The sequence below is a fragment of the Catalinimonas alkaloidigena genome (assembly GCF_029504655.1).
GTDB lineage: Bacteria > Bacteroidota > Bacteroidia > Cytophagales > Cyclobacteriaceae > Catalinimonas > Catalinimonas alkaloidigena.
Genome location: NZ_JAQFIL010000001.1, coordinates 6,310,928 through 6,331,874, shown reverse-complemented (window position 1 = coordinate 6,331,874; position 20,947 = coordinate 6,310,928). Strand labels below are relative to the sequence as shown.

Sequence of the window (20,947 nt, the reverse complement as noted above, 5' to 3'; positions counted from 1 at the left end):
TGATGTGCCTGCTTTTCTTGAGGTTTAGGGGGAGATGTAAGCTTTCCTTTTTGGCGTTAGGGTTTGCTCCGTTCGTTGGTCCTAAAAAAGTTTTTGACAAAGCATTTCATTGATCAAATGGCATTCGGATAAAATTTAAGAGTATCATCAGCCATGAAATGGAGTGTCTGTTGCCAATTTCATAACCTCAACCTTTCTTTTGTAAAAATACTCAGAAGAAGAGGTAAGGTTTATACAGCATTTGATAAATGAAGCTAGTAGGAAAAGCAAGCATATAACAGTACGCCCGATACTAAATAGCATAATGATTGTATGCACCTTAAAGCTTAATTTTGACTTTAAGATAAATTAACTTGAAAGCATTTCCTTCTGAGATAAGATTTAAATACAATTGGCGAAAGTATCAAAAAAGAGTTCTGGATGAACTAGAAGAACACCTAAAAGATGATCATTTACATATCATAGCCCCCCCTGGTTCCGGTAAAACCGTTTTAGGTTTAGAAGTGGCCTTAAGGCTTAATAAACCCACACTGATTTTTGCTCCTACTGTTGCCATACGTAACCAATGGGTTCATAGATTTTGTGAACTGTTCTTACAAGTAGATTATACACCGGATTGGATTTCACGGGATATCAGAAATCCAAAATTTTTAACCGTAGTTACCTACCAGGCGCTTCATACTGCTTGCTCCAACAAAGAAATTGAAGAAGAAGGCGATATTCAGGAAAGATTTATTGATGAAGATGACAAGGTAAAAAAAGGAAGGAATAATACGAATAAAATTATCCGGCTTTTTCAAGCTCAGCAAGTAGGAACCATTGTAGTAGATGAAGCGCACCATTTGAAAAGTGCCTGGTGGAAATCTTTGACCAAAGTCAAAGACGTACTTAAGCCTACCATTGTAGGGTTAACAGCTACCCCGCCTTATGACGTTTCTTATGCAGAATGGCAAAGATACACAGCACTTAATGGACCTGTAGATGCTGAAATTTCTGTGCCTGAGTTGGTTGTTGAGGGAGATTTATGCCCTCATCAGGATTATGTGTATTTCTCACGTCCCACAAATGAAGAAAACGAAAAGATCAGAGCGTTTTTCCAGAAAATTCGGACACTGTATGAAGAAATTAAAGTTGATGAGGTGCTCGTTTCAGCAATTGAACAACACCCTATTTATTGTCAACCTGCTGCCCACCTTGATTGGATATATAATAATCTGGAGTACTATTCAGCCACATTAATATATCTGCATGCGCTAGGCAAAGAAATTAACGATGAACATACAGAGATTATTGGTGATAAAGAGTTTAGCATTCCTCCGCTGAACTATGAGTGGATGGAGATACTGTTAACATTTTATTTTTATAAAGATCCTATCAATTTTAGCCAGTACAAAGAGCATCAACATAAAATGATGCATAAACTAATACGGAATGGTGCAATAGAGAGGCGAACGATCAATTTTAGATACAATCATAAAATTAATAGGCTATTAAGCTCTAGCATCAGTAAACTGGATAGCATTGAGAATATTGTGACGTTTGAGCACCAACATCTGGGTCAGAATTTGAGAATGGTTATCCTCACAGATTATATAAGAAAAGAATTTCTAACGCATCAAGCGCAAAATAACCTGGAATTAAATAAGATTGGAGTACTTCCTATTTTTGAAAAACTGCGAAGAACACATAAAGAAAATATCAAGCTCGGTGTATTAACTGGCTCTTTAATTATCATTCCTAAAATAGCAGAAAGAGCATTAAGAGAGGTTGCTTATAAATACAAAGTAGACAACTTAGTCACTACTCCGCTTCCTTACGATGATATGTATCTGATGGTTAATCTAACAGAGCAATTGAAGCTTGATGTTGTCCATATCATTACACAGATTTTTCAACAAGGAAATATTGAAGTACTTGTGGGTACTAAATCTTTACTTGGCGAAGGTTGGGATGCTCCAGCAGTGAATGCATTGATTCTAGCAAGTTTTGTAGGTTCCTACGTATTATCAAACCAGATGAGAGGGCGAGCTATACGTACCGAAAGGCATAACTATGACAAAACTGCTAACATTTGGCACTTGGTATGTGCAAACCCTGAAGCTTTAGATGGAGGAGATGATATAAAAATACTGAAAAGACGTTTCAGGGCATTTGTGGGCGTTTCATTTAGAGACGAAATAAATATTGAAAATGGATATGGACGTTTGAATTTACCTCATCAGTTTACCACAGAACAACAAGTACGTCATGCAAATGCGGCCATGCTTTTGGGTGCTGGACAGCGAGACCAACTGAGAGAAAAGTGGCAGCAGGCATTGTCTTCTGGAACCAGCCTGGTTGAAGAGATCTTGATTCCTTTCCCTGAAGATGAGGAATACAGAAAAATCAAATCACTTTACTATACCAGAACCATCAAGTCTCTTATAGGCATCCTCGTTTCGGGTTTTATTGGGTATGGATTAGAGGCTTTACAAGTGCTAAGCAGAATTGCAAGACATCTGAGATCACGAGAAGCAGTATACATCTGCTTAGCAGTATTTGGTAGTGTAGGCATGATAACTTTTGGAGGTCTTGCCTTTAAAACCTTAAGACTGTATATCAAATATCGGGATATTGCTAAAGATGTACATCAGATTGGGGAAGCACTTTTAGTATCCTTAATTAAAGTAGGAGCAATACATACAGATTATTCAAAATTGAGGATAATATCGTCACTAGATGATTTTGGTACAGTTTATTGCCATCTGGAAGGTGGAACAACTTATGAAAAGTCTGTTTTTATAAAGGCTTTGCAGGAAACCATCAGTATCGTTGACAATCCCAGGTATCTCATCATCAGAAAAAACTATTTTCTTAAAATCATAGCTCAAAAAGACTACCATGCAGTACCGGAAGTCATTGGGGGGAAAAAACAGTTTGCGGAGTTTTTCCAAACTCAATGGTCTGGATTTGTTGGGAAATGTGATTTGATATACACCAGAACGATTGAAGGGAGAAAATTACTCCTGAAAGCAAGAATCAATTCGCTTGCTTCAGAATTTGAAGAAAAAGCAGAAAGAATAAATAAATGGAGATAACAATAAACGATTCCAGTCGCTTGAGCCTTGCGACCGAGCTGCCGTAGCTGTGACTAATATCCCTATTTACATCTTCCACCCTGGCGGAGCCTCTGGCTGGGGACTTCTCTGGTTATTGGTAACAGCCCCTACCATACCCTTGCGCACGTTGAAGAGCCTGCCTGCTTCGCTTCTTAACATTAAAACAACAGCAAAAAGCGGCTGATCTGTCATAAAAGCCTTACATTTCTGCTTCATCCTAAACCTATCCACCTACATGAAAAAAGCTTTCTTATCCCTGCTGACGTATATCCTTGTACTGACATCCTTCGGACAGGAAGTCGCTACGCAGAATGATTTTGAACAGCTCAAAGCTGACTTTTTAAATCCTTATTCATCCCGTGTTTTGGTAGCCTCGCATCGGGCAATGCATCATAAATATCCCGAAAATTCCATTCCTGCCGTGCAGCAGGCCATTGAGCAGGGTGTGGACATCATAGAAATAGACGTAAAAGTAAGCGAGGACGGTATGGCCTTCCTGATGCACGATCGCACCATAGACAGAACCACTAGCGGCAAAGGTGATCCCGAAAAAATGAGTTGGAAGGAATTGCAAAAGCTTTCGCTGGTGCACGATGGAGAAGTGACGCCATACAAAATCCCAACCCTGGAAGAAATTCTGCTGCTCAGCAAGGGCAAAATCCTGGTAGACCTGGACCTCAAAACCAGCGAGATTGAAAAAGTGATGGAAATCGTGGAGCAGACCGGGACGCAAGACAACGTCTTCTTTTTTGACAGTGACTTTGAGGTGTTGGAAAAGGTGCAGGCGGCCAATCCAGACTTTATGATCATGCCCCGGGCTTATTCTTTGGCTATGGCGGATTCTGCCATACAGCTTTTCTCTCCCGAAGTGGTGCATATTGACTTCTCTTTTTATGATGACAAAACCGTAGACCTGATCAAGTCGCATGAAGCAAGGGTTTGGATCAACGCCCTGGGTGATCCTGACGAGGCTATGCAGGCAGGAAAGGCAGAAGAAGCCTTAGAGAAGTTGCTGGAATATGGGGCCAACATCATTCAGACCGATTATCCGCTAGAATGGATGCAGCACCTATCTTCAGAAGAGTAGATCGTAGAATTAAGCAAAGATTTTTTAAATTAGGCAGCTATGAGCGATTCCGCTCCTATGTACAACCCATACTTTACCTGACCTAAGCATGATGCACAAACTGCTGCTGACCTTATCTTTTGTCTTTTTTACTTTTTCTTCTTTTGCCAACGATACTTTAAAGCTGGAGGGTCTGCAAGCCCCGGTAGAAGTCTATCGTGACCCCTGGGGCATCAACCATATCTATGCGGAGAACGAGCATGACCTCTTCTTTGCCCAGGGTTATTGCGCCGCCCGTGATCGTCTTTTCCAGTTTGAGGTCTGGCGCCGACAAACCGAAGGTACTGTTGCCGAAATACTGGGCGAACGTGAGCTTAAGCGTGACATAGGTACCAGGCTCTTTAAGTTCAGAGGCAATATGCGGCAGGAGATGAATCATTATCACCCGCATGGAGAAGCGATTATCAAAGCTTTTGTGGAAGGGGTGAACGCCTATATCGGAGAGACTGAGAAGAATGCAGATCTGCTGCCGATGGAGTTTGAGCTGCTGGGCATCAGGCCCGGCTACTGGACGCCGGAAAATGTCATCTCCCGCCATCAGGGTTTGTTGGGCAATATCGGACAGGAAATGCAAATCGGGAGAGCAGTAGCATTGCTGGGACCGGATAAAGTAAACCAACTGATGAACTTTCATCCCGACACCCCTGATCTGGCACTGGATACTGCCATCAATGTGGAATTGCTGTTTGATGATATACTTGAGTTGTACAACGCTTATCGGCAGTCGGTAACTTTTCGCCCCGAGGATATTGTAAATGCTAAATGGAGAGCCGAGGCTGATATGTCGGAGCAGCTTATGGAAGAACGGCAAATGGCTTTGGCAAATCTGGAAGAGGAAAGAGAAAGTATTGGCAGTAACAACTGGGTAGTGAGCGGGGAACATACGCAGAGTGGCTTTCCCATAATGGCCAATGATCCACATCGTACACAGGCAGTGCCTTCATTGCGTTACTGGGTACACCTTAATGCACCTGGCTGGAACGTGATCGGAGGAGGGGAACCGGAGATTCCGGGCATTTCCATCGGGCATAATGAATACGGTGCCTGGGGGTTAACCGTTTTCCGTACCGATGGAGAAGACTTATATGTGTATGACACGAATCCTGACGATCCTTCTCAGTACCGCTACCAGGAGCGCTGGGAAGATATGCGGGTGATAGAGGAAAGCATCGCAGTGAAAGGACAGGAAGATGTAAGTGTAGCCCTTAAATATACCCGGCACGGGCCGGTGGTTTATGAAGATACTGTAAACCATAAAGCTTATGCCATTCGCTGCGCATGGCTGGAAGTAGGAGGCTCTCCTTACCTGGCCAGCCTGCGCATGGATCAGGCCAAAAGCTGGGAAGAATTCAGAGAAGCCTGCAGCTATAGTAATATACCCGGTGAAAATATGGTGTGGGCGGATAAGGACGGCAATATCGGCTGGCAGGCAGTGGGAATTGCGCCTATTCGTCCGCACTGGAGCGGTTTGGTACCGGTTTCCGGTGATGGCCGTTATGAGTGGGATGGTTATTTGCCGATCAAAGCCAAGCCTCATGTGTACAATCCCGAAAGTGGCATCAAAGCGACTGCCAATGAGAAGCAGGTGCCCGATGGTTACCCTTACCGTAATGCCGTGGGCTATAGCTGGTCCGACTCCTATCGTGCCGACCGTCTTGCGGAAGTGCTGAATACCGGCAAAAAACACAGCCTGATGGACATGGCTCAGTTGCAGACCGACTATCTGTCCATTCCCGCCCGTAATCTGGTGCCTTTACTCAAAGGTTTGGAAGTGAATGACAGACAAACAGCACAAGCCAGAGCTCTTCTGCTGGATTGGGATTACAGATTAGAGGCAAATTCAGTGGCCGCCGCCATCTATGATCGCTGGGAAGATCAGCTCAAAGATAATATGCATGCGCTGATGGTTCCCGAAAAAGCTCAGAAGGTCATCACTTCCCTTCCCATGACCAATGTGCTCAACTGGCTGGTCAGTCCGCTGCCGGAGATGGGAGAAAGCCCAGTCTGGAGAGACCCGGTAGAAGTACGTGATCGCTTGTTGATTAGCAGCCTGGAAGAGGCGGTAAATGATCTTAATAATCGCTTAGGTAATGATATGAACGACTGGCAGTACGGGCAGGAAGACTACAAACATATCTTGCTTCGTCATCCGCTGAGCGCGGCTGTCAATGCACAAACCAGAGCTCAACTGGATGTAGGGCCGTACCCTCGGGGAGGTAACAGCTATACGGTGGGCAGCACCGGTGGGAATGACAACCAATCTTCCGGGGCATCTTTTCGTCTTATTGTAGATACCGGTGACTGGGACAGGGCTTTGGGCAGCAATACCCCCGGTCAGTCGGGTGACCCGGATAGTCCTTACTATCGTAACCTGTTTGAGCAGTGGGCGCAGGACCGCTATTTCCCGGTCTATTACAGTAAAGAGAAGGTGGAACAGGCAGCGCAGGAGGTGCTGAGGTTACAACCTTAGATTAAAGTATCACTTAAAATCTTCGTTCCTCTTTTGGACTAAGTCAAAAACTTTTATGCCATTTGCAATAGCGATGTCAGACAGTGTAGAATCCGCTGAAATTAACAAATCACATTTTTTACCTAATTCCAGAATTAAAGCATCTGTCAATCCAACTTGAATGAAATAATCACTTTTTACACCTAGCTCGGATTTCAAATAATTCTCTGTAGTTTGGCCTACTAATGCTTTTATCGTTTCAATGTAAGGCCATTTATAATTTCCTGAGAGTGAAGAGATTGTCTACTTCCGTCCAGATATTTGGAAGTACGATCAGATGGTTGAAATCCTTGATTACATTTAGAAGGCGCTCGAAATCTTTTTTTCTATAGATAGAAGTCCGCTTATGTTTTGGTATTAGGTTTTGATCTATCAAACCTATTATCAGCAGTACAAGAGCATTGCTATCAATGAGAATCTTCATACATGACTAAACATATAAATACCCTTGACTTCTTTTTCATCATTGATTTTGACTAATTTATAGATACGTTCGTATCTTAAAGCTCCAATATTAAGTGGAGACAAATTTTTATTTTCAACGAGAAACGAGACTACTACTTCCCAATAGCCTGAATCTTCTGAAAATTCAGCCTGTTCTAAACGAATATCAGTAGGTTCGTCTTCACCTAAGGTTGACACTATTGCTTTCTTTGCAATTTGATAGAGTTCCTTGAAGTCCATATCTATAGCTTTTATCCAAATATAGATAGATAACGTAACTCTTACTCAATAAACATTTGGAGAGTAGTAATAGGAGCTTAAGACGAAAATTTATACGTACACAGTTTATATACCAGCTTAGTACTCAAGGTTCCTGAGGTTGAGGTTTACATAGAAACTAAGGCTTAACTCACATTATAAATAGATATCTCTTTTCTAGCTTTCGGTTTTGTTGTCAAAACAAATATTCATACGCAAGTGGAGGGAGTGTTAATACATCACCTTAAACCTATGCCTTATGTTTACTTCCCGATTGGTGGAAAGCTATGTGCTTTTCCTTCTTCTGCTATCGCTATTGTCATCTGCCTGTAGCCCTCGTATTTCTGACAATATTCCTACAGTACGCTATCAAAATCTTAGGGTAGAGCAGATACAACCGGAATTAGAACAGGCAAACCTAAAGCTAAAGCTGGCGATGCGCTTCCGGTTCAAAAATCCCCTCAATCAGGATATTGTAATTCCTGCCCATGATTTAACCTTCAAGCTAAACGAACAGGAAGTATCAGGAGACATCAGTCAGCAGCCTTCTTTTACGCTTCATGGCAAGAGCGAAGAGCTGGTAGCCTATCATTTCACTTTTGATTTGAGCCCGGAAGGGGTACTCAAAGACCTGGACGTGTTAGGCAAAGACAATTATTTTGAGTTGGTCTCTGAGTTTAAAGTAGACCTGGCAGACTTTGGTATTGACCTGCCCGATCGCTTTAGCAAATATACTTTTGAGGTGGTTTTTGGGGACACCATTCGCCTGCCCCTTTTACCGACGGTCAAAGCGGCCAATCAGCTAGCCAAAGTAAGATTACTGGGACAAATGGAAGAATTGGATTTACTACCTTATAAAAATGCGGCCCAACCTTTTGTGAATCTGCTCAATAGCAATTTTAAAGAGCAGGACCCATTTGTCAAGTTGTTAGCTGATTCTAAAGTACCCGGTACCAATATTAAAGTGATTGACCAGGTAATCAATACTTTCTTTGCAGCGAATAATACTGCGAAAATTAGAGCCAGAAATCAATGGAATGCACTAAAAGACAAGTTGTACATTGAAGATTCAGTATCGGTTATGGATCAGATGGTTACTACTTTCCTCAAACATATCAATACCAATGCTGCCAGTCAGTGGAATACTTTTAATAGTAAATGGAGTGATTTTTATGCTAATATCCCTGACAAACTTGAGTATCCGGGGCATAGAATTACGGGCCTCTTCGTAGAAATTCCTTTCATCATTGAAAACCCTAACCAGTTTAGTATTGAGGCTCCGACTTTGGTTGGTAGTACGGATTTGGCCTCTTTTCAGCCGGTAGTATTCGGAGCCAGTCCGGTAGGTAGTACGGGTAGTATTGCCGCGGGAGAAGGTCAACTGATGAAAATACGAATGTCGCTGAACTGGAGTGACGAGAAAAATCCCGGCTTAGGATGGCTGCTTAACGGAGAGTTACTTCAGCCTACCTTGAAAGGGAATACCCGGGTAGATCTGGGTTATGGTCCGCTTGAGTTGAATATGGAAATACCAATTAACCTTCAGGTGGGGCAGTAAAGCAAGGTTTACCAATAACAATTGATGAAGTATGAGGTTTCGTATTTATCTGTCCTTCATATGTCAAAGAAAGCTACCAGAATCACTACTAACAAACTCAGCAAGCTCTATATAGGAGTGATCTCAAGTGTGGCTTTTTATCCTACCCTAATTGCTTTTGGGCTTTTTTTACTATCCATACTGACCTTATACCTAGATGAAAGAACACCAAGCAGAATATTCGGAAATGAAGTACCAATAAAAAATATCCTTGCGCCAAATAGTGTCAGGTCATTACTGGGAGCTATCGGCGGAGGGATGATTTCTCTGATGGTATTCAGCTTTTCTATGGTGATGGTGATCCTGAACCAGGCGGCCTCAAATTATTCCCCTCGCTTACTGCCCAATATGATAGAAAAGAAACATCATCAGGTAGTATTGGGGGTTTACCTGGGGACAATTGCTTATACCTTTGTAGTGCTTTCCAGTATCCAATCTGAAATGTTTACTTTCGGGGTTCCTACTTTATCGGTAACCATCAATGCCCTGCTTGGCCTGATTTGCCTGGGGCTGTTCATCTATTTTATCAACAGTATTTCTCAGATTATTCAAATAGGCAATATCATCAGTGACCTGTATATGAATACGCTTGAAGGCATAAGGCATGAAATCAATGAAGAAGTATACATTCCCCCGAATGAACTGCCTGACATAGAGGCCTGGCAGCTTACCTACAGTCCGGTTTCAGGCTATATGGATAGTATTGACCATGCCTCTCTTCTCAGTTTAGCCTCCAAACTGGATATTAGGCTGAAAATATGTGTTCCCCTAGGACAGTTTGTTAACCATCTGGATCCGATATTGCTTAGCAGCCGCTCAATCAGTAAAAAAGAATGTGCTGATATATTTCATAGCCTGGTATTTAGACATCAGGAAAATGTAAGTCAGAATTATATATATGGGTTTAAACAGCTTAGCGAAGTAGCAACCAAAGCATTAAGTCCGGGTATCAATGATCCCGGTACAGCCATACAGGCGTTGGATCGCCTGACCGCTCTTTTTGTAGAAAGGCTGAAAGTAACAGGGTTTAAAATCAAAACTGACAAGCAGGGAAATCTTCGTATAATTTATGAGCCGGTACATTTTCAGGATCTGTTATACTACAGTATTGGTACAATTATCAACTATGCGGATAATGATCTGCCAGTGAACCATAAGTTGGTACAAAGCCTGGATGCTATAGCACGCAATGATGACAAAGAGCAGCACACTGACATTATTTTATCTATGCTGGACGATATGGTAACCCATTATATGCGCAAGTTCGTCACGCTTTCGGATCAACGTTCATTGAGTATACGGGTACAGCAGATGATCAGGCGGTATCCCAAACACCCGACAACCGGGGTAATACAAAATAAAATAGCTGAAGTATTACCATTAAATACTGCCTGGTAAAGCTTTTATTTTTCCTCTCAGCCTTCTATCTTTTATAGAATTCAATCTCAACTAAAACAAACCGACTATGAAACTTATTTTTTCTTATCTCACAGTTATTTTTTCTGTGTTCCTCTTTGCCTGCGGTAGCGGTGGAGAGCAAGAAGCCAGCCAGGAAACCACCAGCGCGGATACTACTGCAGCAATGACCAGTGTAACTTTGGAGCAAGTCTGGGCAACAGATACCGTCATGATGACGCCTGAGTCCGTTATTTATGACGAGACCAACGATGTTATCTATGTGGCGAATATTGGTACTGTGAACGCGGAAGGCACAGATGGAGATGGTTTTATTTCCAAGCTAAGCACCGGTGGGGAAGTGGTAGAACTCCAATGGGTTACCGGGCTGAACGATCCCAAAGGTATGGGTATACGAGATGGTAAGCTCTACGTCGCTGACCTTAGTGAAGTAGCCGTGATTGACCTGGCAGGTGGTGAGATTAGCGAGACTTATCCAGTGGAAGGAGCAGTGTTTCTTAATGATATTACGATAGATGAAAATGGTGCTGTGTATATTTCTGATTCTAATACCGACAAAATACATATGCTGGCTGATGGGCAGGTAAGCACCTGGATGAGCGACTCTACACTTCAACGTCCCAATGGCTTATATGCAGAAGGAAATCAGATTTTACTGGCATCTTTAAATGGTGGCTATCTGGCACCTATTAGCAAAGACAACAAGGAAATTGGAGAATATTGGCTGGACAATATTCCTTCTGCTGACGGTATCATCAAGACAAATGATGGGAACTACATTGTGTCTACCTGGTCAGGAGAAGTACATTATGTAGACCCGGATAATAATGAAACCCAGAAACTGCTGGATACTAAAGCACAGGAAATCAACTCAGCAGATATAGGCTACATTCCCGCACAGGAAATGGTCCTTGTGCCGACCTTCTTTGATAATCGGGTAGTGGCTTACAAGATCAATAAAGGAAACTCCTGATCATGATATGCTTAGATATTTAGTCACAATCATTCTAGCCGGGATGTGCATTCCCGGCTTTTCTCAGGAAAGTGAAAAAATCTTCGGTAGTTATCTTTATGAAGATGACAAGATTACGTTAACGCTCAGTCCTCCTAATAATTACACCCTCTTCGCGATGGAGTATGCCCGTCGTACCCGCTCAGTAAGCAGTAAGGAAATTTCACGGGGTACTTTTGAGGTCGAAGATAATCAGCTTATGCTGGAAGAGTTTCCTACGCGCCACCAAATGAGCTTGGACATAGATTCTGAACTGAAGCTGGAAGCAGTGAATGTGAAAGAGATTGATGAAGGAGAAATACTTTACGCACGAAGAATGAGCTATGAAAATGGTAACCCGCGCATGGAAGGAGAGTGGAAAAGAGGTAAAAAGCACGGTACCTGGGTGTATTATGATGAAGAAGGCAATGTAGTGAAGGCAGAAAGATATCGCCGCGGCAAGCTGATAGACTGATCAGATAGCAGAACCTGGGAACCGGAGATAAGGTTTTTCGGACCCCGATCTTTCACATCTGTTTTCTTTTTTTACCATGTAAGATAATGTGTATTTAAGCGGTCAATAATGACTTGTTTAAAAGCTTGTGAATGAGTAGGTTGCAGGAATTTCAAACCACAAGTTTAAGCGTCATGCGTTGGCTTTTTGTAGTGCTGGGTTTTGTGTTTCTCTGGGAGAGTGCACATGCGCAGCTCAATACACCCAAATACAGTAATGAATTCCTCGCCATAGGAGCGGGAGCGCGTGCTCTAGGTATGGCGGCTACTCAAACTGCTGTAGCTGATGACGTCACCGCCGGTTTCTGGAATCCTGCCAGCCTCACAGACTTATCTCATGCCTACGAAGTTTCCTTGATGCATGCTGAGTACTTTGCGGGTATTGCCAACTATGATTACGGAAGCTTCGCCACACCTCTGGATTCGCTGAGTACCCTGGCGATCTCCGTAGTGCGCTTTGCCGTAGACGATATTCCCGATACGCGCTTTTTGTATGATGCCAATGGTCGCATCAATTATGACAACATCCGTTTCTTCTCTGCTGCTGATTATGCTTTCCTGTTTTCCTATGCCCGCCAGATTCCTAAGGTAAAAGGTTTAAGTGTTGGAGCAAATTTTAAAGTGATTCATCGTACTGTAGGCAGCTTTGCCAATGCCTGGGGCTTTGGACTGGACGCCGCTGCCACTTACCGGATGAAAGCATGGCGTTTTGGTCTGATGCTGCATGATATCAGTGGTACATTCAATGCCTGGACCCATAACTCAGAACTGCTAACCGATATATATACCCAGACCGGCAATGTGATCCCGGCCAATACTTTGGAAGTGACACTACCCAAAGCTTCACTGGGTATTGCTCGGAATTGGCGGTTTCTGGATAGCAAGTTTGGATTATTGGCAGCTACAGACCTGCACTTTACTTTTGATGGGCAGAGAAACGTATTGCTCAAGTCAAGCTTTACATCCATTGACCCTTCAGTAGGCTTGGAGCTTGATTATAAGAACCTGGCTTTCGTTCGCTTTGGAGGGGGTAATGTACAGCAGATCAAAGATTTTGATGGTAGTACTTATCGTACATTTCAGCCGGATTTTGGCGCTGGCTTTACAGCGGGCAGCATTAGTGTAGACTACGCACTGACCGACATTGGCGATCGTTCAGAGTCGCTGTACTCTCATGTATTTTCTCTCAAATTCAGTATTGACCGCAAGAAGGAGAATGAGTAGCATATATATTTTTGCCGAAGGCACCATCGTGAGGAGAATATTTTTCCTGATAATGCTAATTTCTTTGCCAGCTTTATCAGCCGCCCAGCGCTTTGGGAATGAGTGGATTAATACTACACAATCGTACTATAAAATTTCAGTAGCACAAGATGGGGTTTATCAGGTCAACTATCAGGACCTGTTGGATGCCGGTTTTCCGGTAGATAATGTAGATCCCCGACGTATGCAGCTTTTTTTTCGTGGGCAGGAGCAGGCTATATTTATTCAGGGGCAGCAGGATGCCAGCTTTGACCCCGCTGACTTCATGCTGTTTTATGGACAGCGTAATGATGGTACTCAGGACAGGGAACTGTACGTGCCCAATGAAGCCCAGGCTAATCCTTTTCGTAATCTGTACTCAGACTCCACGGCTTACTTTTTGACCTGGTCACTCGCTGCAGTCAACGGAAAGCGGATGAATAGCTTTGCTGAAAATAATATCAATAACATACCTGCTGAAGAGTATCATTGGGAGGAAAAAATATCATTTTATACAGGTGAGTTTTCCATGGGCAGACAATACCCCCTTGGCTCACTTTCCGGAGTAATTGCGCACCTAAGCACCTTTGATTATGGAGAAGGTTGGACGAGTTCTCGAATTGCGAGGGGGGAGAGCAGAAGCTTTACTTTACAGGCTCCCGCACAGTACACTGCCGGACCGGTACCCCAACTGGAAATACTTTTGGCCGGTAGGAATAACCGCCAGCATGATGTAACGGTGCAGGTAGGTAGCACAACAGCTTCATTGAGGACCCTCAGCACAGTTAATTTTGATTACTATGATCATAGCCTGCTAACAGAAGATCTGCAGTGGAGTGATCTTGCGGGTGGTAATCTGGTGGTTAGCGTTGCAGTGAATGGTGTAAACGGAGAGGCTGATAATGTTTCCGTATCTTATATCCGGCTAAGGTATCCACAGCAAACTACTGCCGAAAGCCAAACGACAAAGCAATTAGAGTTAGTAGCCAACCCTGCTGGTAAAAGCTATATAGAGATTACTAATCCCCCGGCTTCTCCATACCTTCTGGATGTAACTGATGAGGATAATGTGTTGAGGATCGGTTATAACCAGATAGGAGGGAATACTAGCGCAGTAATCCCCAATACCCAGCTTGCCCGCCACCTGTTAATCGGAAGTGCACAGGCTATTCCTTCTATACGAAAAGTAAGTTTCCAAAATATCAGTACCACTGCCAATTACCTGATGATCTCTCACGAACTGCTCCATCAGCCTGCAGGCAATTATAGTGATCCGGTACGTGCCTATCAGGAGTACCGTGCTTCCGCTGAGGGAGGAAACTTTAATACGCTGCTAATGGACATTGGGCAGGTATATGATCAGTTCAGCTACGGAGAAGTTACTCCTTTAGCGATACGTCGGCTGGCAGATTTTATGTTGAGCAATGGCAAGCCTGAATATCTGCTACTTATCGGAAAAGGCCTGACAGTCAATTATAATTACCACAGAAAGGACCCTGCGACCACTACCTTAAGAGACCTTGTGCCTACCGGAGGAATGCCGGGCTCTGATGAGGTGCTTACCGCTGGCCTTGCGGGTAGCGATGGTTATCATGCTGCGATTCCTACAGGACGTATCAATGCGCAAAGTGCTGCGGACGTGGCGGCATATCTGGATAAAGTGAAGGAAACAGAAAGTAGAGACTTGTCGGCTGACTATCAGGAAACCACTACCCGAGAAGCGCTCTGGAAGAAGCATTTGGTCCACTTAAGCGGTGGTTTGAGCCTGGCTGAGCTTATATTATTTTCTCGCTATGTAGATGATTTTAAGGCGGTCGCAGAAAGAGATTACCTGGGAGGCGAGGTAGCTAATCAGTCCAAAAAGTCGAACAACGCTACCGAGTTGGTCAACATTGCTGATGAAGTGAATAAAGGGCTTTCCTTGATTACTTTCTTTGGGCATTCAGGTACCACCAATTCAGACATTGAAATTGGTTATGTATCCAATGACGAATACGGATATAAAAATAAAGGGAAGTATCCGGCTATTTTGATCAATGGGTGTAATGCGGGAAACATTTTTAGCAATGCTGAAACCTTTGGTGAAGACTGGATTAAAACTCCTGACAGAGGGGCTATACATGTGATTGCTCACAGTGCCGAAGGTATTTCCAGTGTGCTCAAACGCTTTTCTGATGCTATTTATAATACCGGCTTCGCTGACTCAACCTACATTGGAAGCTCAATGGGTAAAATTAAGCAGGAGGCTAGCCGACGTTTTATAGAAGCTTTGGGAGAAAACAAATGGGAAGTCCATACAGCACAGGTAAGGCAGGCAGTGATGCAAGGAGACCCGGCGGTAAGTCTGTTTGGAAGAGGGCAGCCTGATCTGGAGGTAAATGATAACGTTATATCTATTTCCCCCCTGCAGGACGGCCCTGTAACGGTATTTTCAGACTCCTTCGCAGTGAATATGGTGGTTAGAAATTTTGGGAGGACCAGCCGGGATTCTATTTCAGTATCTGTGAACCGTACCTTAAGTAATGGCAGTATACTATCTTATGGGCCGGTAAATTACCCTCCGGTACACTATCAGGATACCCTTCAGTTTGTCATCAATGCTGAAGATTCAACTGTGACTGCCAGCGAAGAACTGGGTACCAACCGTTTTGAAATCGTTATTGACAGCCAGGACTCCATTTCCGAATTGAATGAGGGGAATAACCGGGCTAGTTTTGAGTATTTTGTGCCTCTGGGAGGTACAGTACACCTTTCACCCCACAATTATGCGATAGTCTCCGATGATACTGTACGCTTGCATATGCAGGCAGGTGATTATCAAACTGCTATTAAAAAAAGTGATGTAAGGCAATACCTGGTAGAGATAGATACCTCCTATACATTAAATAGTGGTTTAAAACAAACATTTAACATTTCGGCTAAAGGTTTAGCAGCACAGGAAATTGAGCTGCCACATAAAACAGATAGTACGGTTTACTATTGGCGCAGTAAGTATGCTGAGCTTAGAGAAGGTGAGATAGATCAGTGGACGCAAAGTTCTTTTACCTACATCAACGACAGTCAGGAAGGTTGGCGTCAGTCTAATGCTTCCCAGTTGCTGGAAAACCAGGTAAGCAATATGTCTTATGACGGTCAGTGGGAGTTTACAGAGACAGGAGTTGATGTTAAGGTTACCACGCATGGAGGAGATGTGCCCGCTACTTCGGCCCAGCTTGTTGTTAACGGAAAGTCATACTTAGTATGGAACATTGACAGGTCTTCCTGTAGGTCAAACTCAATTAATGCCTTAGCATTTGAGAAAAACAGCCTGCTGCCTTATCTGGGTTTGAAAAAAGATGGGTTTGATTGGCCCGACAGAAATAGCTGTGGCTTCGTACCCCAAACGATCAATAGCTTTGATAATAATCAGGTAATTAACGCAAGTTTGATATTGGAACAATATATAGATGCTATTGGTGAAGGTGATCCTGTATTGTTATTTTCTCTGGGATTTATGGACTATACCAAATGGCCTGCTTCCACACTTGCTAAATTGAAAGAGATTGGAGTAGATGAAACCAGTATAGCGGATTTAAGTGCCGGAGAACCATTAATTATTTTAGGCAGAAAAAATGCCAGCCCGGGGAGTGCTCAACTGGTGAGGGCCGATACTACCAATGGCTTATCGTTAAGAGAACAAAGTGTTGAGCTGGAAGAAAGACTGACCAGTAATAACAAGAGTGGTAGCATTGTATCCAAAAGAATAGGACCGTCAAACAGCTGGCAAGACCTGAAGATAGTGGCAAATGAATATGAGCCTTCTGATATCATTCAGGTGGATATTATTGGTGAAACTAAGGAGGGTATTCAAAAAGTATTATTCTCGAGTGTAGCCGTAAACACTGCTATAGATTTATCGGGCATTGATGCAACTCAATATCCTTTTCTGCGGCTTAACATGCTCTTGGAAGATGAAACTAACCTGAGTCCGGTCCAGCTTCGGCAATGGCTGATTCATTATTCAGAGGTGCCCGAAGGAGTGCTGTTATCCGAAAATGCTCTTTCAGAAAAAATTAGCAAGCAGGAAGGTGAGACCTTTTCTGTACCTTTTCTGTTTTATAACTTATCAGAGCGGGACTTCTCAGATTCCCTGGAAGTGGTCTACAGTTTATTCAATCAGGATAGTAGAAAATTGCTTAGTGACACATTAAAAATTGAGGCAGCTAACGCTGGTGATACTTTGAGCTTTGAGGTACCAGTAAATACCATAGATCTTGTAGGCACCAGCGACTTCTCAGTGAAGGTCAATCCTCGTATTCAAGCGGAACAGACATACGATAATAATTCGCTTACCCTTCCCTCTTATATAGAAGTGAAGGGCGATGAGCTTAATCCCATTATTGATGTGGCTTTTGATGGTACTTACATTTTGGATGGTGATATTGTATCGCCTAATCCTATGATTACTATAGAGATACGAGATGAGAACCCTTACTTACAGAAACAGGATACTACAGGGATTGATATCCTGTTAGGCAAAAATGAGGCGGTAGAAGCTTCTGCCAGTAATGCACGTACTACAGATACCCATATGAAGCGTATTCCGCTAAGCAATGAAGGAGTAAGCTGGTCACCCGCTGAGGGGGATGAGCCATTTAAGGTGAATTTTCAACCCAGTCAACTGGAAGATGGACTATATACGCTTAGGGTACAGGCTGAGGATGCCAGTGGAAACGCCTCAGGAACGCAGCCCTACGAAATAAACTTTGAGATTATCAATGAATCCACCATCACTAATTTTTATCCCTATCCCAATCCTTTCTCAACCAGTACCCGCTTTGTATTTACACTAACTGGTCAGGAAATACCCGATCAGGTCAAAGTACAAATTATGACGGTGAGTGGTAAGGTAGTGCGGGAGATTACACAGGATGAGTTAGGAATCATACGAATTGGTAATAATATTACTGATTATGCCTGGGATGGCAGAGATGAGTTTGGGGATGAACTGGCTAATGGCGTTTACTTGTATCGTGTAATTGTGCGAAGTAACGGAAAGTCCATAGACCTGAGAGAAACTGCTGGTGATAAGGGCTTCAAAAATGGCTTTGGAAAAATGTATATCCTTAGATAGAAAGCTTACTCCATAGAGATAGCAGGATCTCCAGTACTTTCGGTAACCCTAATATTCTCCAGGTCTATTCTGGACAGCTCTTCTACTTTTCCTTCTTCAAAAAGTGTTTCGTAGTTTTCTAAGGCAAAGTTCGCTACAGTACTTTCATAATTGATGTAGTCAGCAAAACGAATCCCTTCAATCTCCCTGACATTATATGCCTCACGGAAGCGGGTGCCGCCCCCCTCAACATGAAATGAATAAGCCAGATAGTCCATAGTTTTGTCTTGCTGATGTATCCAGTAGATATAAACGTCTTCATGATCAGTTCCCCCTCCCTCCTGATCAAAAGTAACCTGGATTTCATCATAAGGCTCTCCTTTGATAGTCGTTTCACCAAGCAGTTTTTTGTTTACTGCCGGGTCATTAAGAAAGTAAGGCAGGAGCGCAAAATACACTACAGAGTTTAGTGAGTTTTTGTAAGCAAGACTGTCTTTATCAGAAAGACTGATTTTTTCTCCATTTACTTCTCTGGTAAATTGCTTGTTGTTCAGCGCATCGTGGACCCTGCCAATAGAATCTTCAAAAAAACTTTCGTAAAGGTACTGCCCCCCATTCATATCCACTTCATAATGCCTTTTTCTAAAGTCAAAGCTGATATGCGTATTCTCGAGCTGCTCTCCACCATGTACAGCTATGGCCTGATCTATGATATGCCGGGCATTGCTATGCTGGGCATCATTTTGTTGCTTATCACTCTGTGTTTGGCAGGCAAAAGCAAATAGGAATAACAATAAGGCAACATACATACTTTTTTTCATAGGATCAGCCATTAAAATATAGGGAGTTCTTAAGTGCTTACGGAAATATGGCTAAGGAGTTTATTTACTATGTACTTAAGCAAGATTAGGAATACGCAATGTAAAGATAGTCCCTACCCTGGTCTTGGACTCTACAGCAATGCTCCCTTTCAGCACGCTGATTGTTTCTTTTACGATATAAAGGCCTATGCCGGAACCATGCCTTTCATTACTGGCCTTAAAGAACATATCAAAAATCTTGGTCTGGTGCTCAGGAGCGATGCCAATACCATTATCTTCAACTACTATGGTAGCGAATTCAGGAGAAGTACTCACTTTTATATGGATATAGGGTTGGTCTACACTGGAGCTTCTGTAGCGAATAGCATTCCCTATCAGGTTACTGAGGATGACAGAAAGGCGTCGCTCATCTGAGACGAAAGGGACCGAAACATCATATGAGGTAGTGAAATTTATGACATCCAGCCCCTCCATATAGTTAAGGTTACTGATGGTATCATCTACTAACTTCTCAAAATCGATGGCCTCCCGGGCTACCTCCATTCTGGAGTTACGCGAGTAGTTGATGATGTCTTGAATAAAGCGGTCAAGACGGTTAATGCTGGTTTCCATCAGCTTGATGTATACATCTTTTTCTTCAGGCGTGTTCTCAAGCAAAGCAATGTTGATAAGCCCCAGTACAGAGGCAAGCGGAGCTCTCAGATCATGAGAGGAACTGTATACAAAGCGATCCAACTCTGCATTGGTTTTTTTTAGCTCTTCATTTTGTCTTTTGAGCCGCTGCTCGTACTGTATCCTGTGGGTAATATCCTGGGCAGTTCCTACGGTCTGCGTTACATGGCCATTTTCGTCTCTTTTGAAAGGCTTATCACGGCTGGATAACCATACCCAGTGGCCATCACGGTGCTGCACCCTGTACTCAGTTTCTACAACTTCATCATCACCGACTTGTCTGATTTTTTCCTGAAAATTGTAGGCGACTTTTTGAAAATCCTCAGGATGTAGTTTTGTAAAAAGTTTCTCTTTTCCGTTCAGTACATCATCTACCTCATAGCCGAGCATGTCTTTGATGTGATTACTAAAATAGATATAGTCACCTTTGGCAAAGTCAAAAACGTACAAAAGTTCCGGAGAGGTGTCGGCTATACTTTCTATAAAACGCTTACTCTCAATGATTTCTGTAGCAGAGTTTTGCTCTTCAGTAATATCCGTTACATTAGCTACAATTACCTGTTTGCTCATATAGTCTGAGAGATGTAGCTGTATTTTTACGGGATAGGTAGTACAATCTTTTCTAAAGTGAGTGGCGCGCAGATTGATTTCCTGAACCTCCTGCGCTATAAGCGGAGCAATAAGCAGAGGAAAAGATTTCTTAGAAAATTTTGGAGTGATATCAATAGGGGTAAACCTCAATAACTCCTCCCGAGTATACCCCAAGCGGGTAATGGCAGCCTTATTGACATATTGGAATTGAAAGGTATTGATATCGAGAATGTAAAACTCGTTAATAGAGTGGTCTAATATTCTACCTAAAGCTTCTTTTTGCTGTTCGGCCATAGTTCATCAGAGAGTCTAAATATTATTTTTTAGCTTTAGTGTATTTTCAGAAGATAAATAATAAAACATGAGTACTAATATTGGAATTTATAAATATCTGCATTAAAAATTGATTAAAGGGAATTTATTAAAACTTTATCTCGAATATTAAGTACCAAACACCTTCATTTATTGCTGAAAATGAGCCGTATTTTTGTTACGGGTATTCATTGGCGATAAAATGTAGGCTAGCGCAGGCTAAATTTTCAGTCTGTATTTTGCTGATGTGCCTGAAGTAGACCAA

General features: G+C 42.8%; 13 protein-coding genes. 9 read left to right on the top strand and 4 right to left on the bottom strand.

The window, feature by feature from the left end; all coding sequences use genetic code 11:
- Positions 1-353: 353 nt before the first annotated feature.
- The 3 genes from OKW21_RS25585 to OKW21_RS25575 all read left to right on the top strand — a co-directional run bounded on the left by OKW21_RS25585 (position 354) and on the right by OKW21_RS25575 (position 6,694).
- Entirely contained in the window at positions 354-3,077 is a 2,724-nt protein-coding gene (locus tag OKW21_RS25585) for a DEAD/DEAH box helicase family protein (protein ID WP_277485170.1), read from the top strand.
- A gap of 256 nt (positions 3,078-3,333) precedes the next feature.
- Positions 3,334-4,185 carry a glycerophosphodiester phosphodiesterase family protein gene (locus tag OKW21_RS25580; RefSeq protein ID WP_277485168.1) on the top strand — a complete coding sequence of 284 codons (852 nt, stop codon included), beginning with the start codon at positions 3,334-3,336 and terminating at the stop codon, positions 4,183-4,185.
- Between the two features lie 88 nt (positions 4,186-4,273).
- Positions 4,274-6,694, top strand: coding sequence for a penicillin acylase family protein (locus tag OKW21_RS25575; protein ID WP_338130086.1), 2,421 nt, complete (start codon positions 4,274-4,276; stop codon positions 6,692-6,694).
- Positions 6,695-6,703: 9 nt separating this feature from the next.
- On the opposite strand, the gene OKW21_RS25570 is transcribed toward OKW21_RS25575, so the two are convergent.
- Both OKW21_RS25570 and OKW21_RS25565 read right to left on the bottom strand, forming a co-directional pair.
- The gene (locus OKW21_RS25570; RefSeq protein WP_277485165.1) at positions 6,704-6,892 is read right to left on the bottom strand and encodes a PIN domain-containing protein; all 189 of its coding nucleotides are present in this window, start codon (positions 6,890-6,892) and stop codon (positions 6,704-6,706) included.
- 261 nt (positions 6,893-7,153) lie between these two features.
- The gene (locus OKW21_RS25565; RefSeq protein ID WP_277485163.1) at positions 7,154-7,417 is read right to left on the bottom strand and encodes a hypothetical protein; all 264 of its coding nucleotides are present in this window, start codon (positions 7,415-7,417) and stop codon (positions 7,154-7,156) included.
- A gap of 277 nt (positions 7,418-7,694) precedes the next feature.
- On the opposite strand from OKW21_RS25565, the gene OKW21_RS25560 reads away from it, so the two are divergent.
- The 6 genes from OKW21_RS25560 to porU2 all read left to right on the top strand — a co-directional run bounded on the left by OKW21_RS25560 (position 7,695) and on the right by porU2 (position 18,307).
- Positions 7,695-8,993, top strand: a complete 1,299-nt coding sequence (locus OKW21_RS25560) for a hypothetical protein (protein ID WP_277485161.1) — start codon at positions 7,695-7,697, stop codon at positions 8,991-8,993.
- A 60-nt stretch (positions 8,994-9,053) separates the two neighbouring features.
- Positions 9,054-10,430, top strand: a complete 1,377-nt coding sequence (locus tag OKW21_RS25555) for a DUF2254 domain-containing protein (protein ID WP_277485159.1) — start codon at positions 9,054-9,056, stop codon at positions 10,428-10,430.
- A gap of 67 nt (positions 10,431-10,497) precedes the next feature.
- Positions 10,498-11,421: an SMP-30/gluconolactonase/LRE family protein gene (locus OKW21_RS25550; protein ID WP_277485158.1), complete on the top strand. Its 924-nt coding sequence runs from the start codon at positions 10,498-10,500 to the stop codon at positions 11,419-11,421.
- A 7-nt stretch (positions 11,422-11,428) separates the two neighbouring features.
- A complete protein-coding gene (locus OKW21_RS25545; protein ID WP_277485157.1) occupies positions 11,429-11,914 on the top strand; it encodes a toxin-antitoxin system YwqK family antitoxin in 486 nt (161 codons plus the stop codon).
- 173 nt (positions 11,915-12,087) lie between these two features.
- Positions 12,088-13,176: a putative type IX sorting system protein PorV2 gene (locus OKW21_RS25540; RefSeq protein ID WP_277485155.1), complete on the top strand. Its 1,089-nt coding sequence runs from the start codon at positions 12,088-12,090 to the stop codon at positions 13,174-13,176.
- Complete coding sequence (gene porU2, locus OKW21_RS25535; protein WP_277485154.1) at positions 13,169-18,307, top strand: putative type IX secretion system sortase PorU2; 5,139 nt, start codon at positions 13,169-13,171, stop codon at positions 18,305-18,307. The genes OKW21_RS25540 and porU2 overlap by 8 nt, the downstream gene beginning before the upstream one ends.
- A 5-nt stretch (positions 18,308-18,312) precedes the next feature.
- Here porU2 and OKW21_RS25530 read toward each other — a convergent pair whose 3' ends face one another.
- Positions 18,313-19,107 (bottom strand): DUF6503 family protein, encoded by a 795-nt coding sequence (locus OKW21_RS25530; RefSeq protein WP_277485152.1) that lies wholly within the window; start codon positions 19,105-19,107, stop codon positions 18,313-18,315.
- Between the two features lie 75 nt (positions 19,108-19,182).
- The gene (locus OKW21_RS25525; RefSeq protein WP_277485150.1) at positions 19,183-20,664 is read right to left on the bottom strand and encodes a PAS domain-containing sensor histidine kinase; all 1,482 of its coding nucleotides are present in this window, start codon (positions 20,662-20,664) and stop codon (positions 19,183-19,185) included.
- Positions 20,665-20,947: the final 283 nt, after the last annotated feature.

Bases quoted from the DNA above. Each gene is read 5' to 3' on its own strand.
- OKW21_RS25540 (WP_277485155.1), top strand. From the start codon at position 12,088: ATGCGTTGGCTTTTTGTAGTGCTGGGTTTTGTGTTTCTCTGGGAGAGT.
- OKW21_RS25550 (WP_277485158.1), top strand. From the start codon at position 10,498: ATGAAACTTATTTTTTCTTATCTCACAGTTATTTTTTCTGTGTTCCTC.
- OKW21_RS25560 (WP_277485161.1), top strand. From the start codon at position 7,695: ATGTTTACTTCCCGATTGGTGGAAAGCTATGTGCTTTTCCTTCTTCTG.
- OKW21_RS25525 (WP_277485150.1), bottom strand. From the start codon at position 20,664: ATGGCCGAACAGCAAAAAGAAGCTTTAGGTAGAATATTAGACCACTCT.
- OKW21_RS25580 (WP_277485168.1), top strand. From the start codon at position 3,334: ATGAAAAAAGCTTTCTTATCCCTGCTGACGTATATCCTTGTACTGACA.
- OKW21_RS25530 (WP_277485152.1), bottom strand. From the start codon at position 19,107: ATGAAAAAAAGTATGTATGTTGCCTTATTGTTATTCCTATTTGCTTTT.
- porU2 (WP_277485154.1), top strand. From the start codon at position 13,169: ATGAGTAGCATATATATTTTTGCCGAAGGCACCATCGTGAGGAGAATA.
- OKW21_RS25555 (WP_277485159.1), top strand. From the start codon at position 9,054: ATGTCAAAGAAAGCTACCAGAATCACTACTAACAAACTCAGCAAGCTC.
- OKW21_RS25545 (WP_277485157.1), top strand. From the start codon at position 11,429: ATGCTTAGATATTTAGTCACAATCATTCTAGCCGGGATGTGCATTCCC.
- OKW21_RS25575 (WP_338130086.1), top strand. From the start codon at position 4,274: ATGATGCACAAACTGCTGCTGACCTTATCTTTTGTCTTTTTTACTTTT.
- OKW21_RS25565 (WP_277485163.1), bottom strand. From the start codon at position 7,417: ATGGACTTCAAGGAACTCTATCAAATTGCAAAGAAAGCAATAGTGTCA.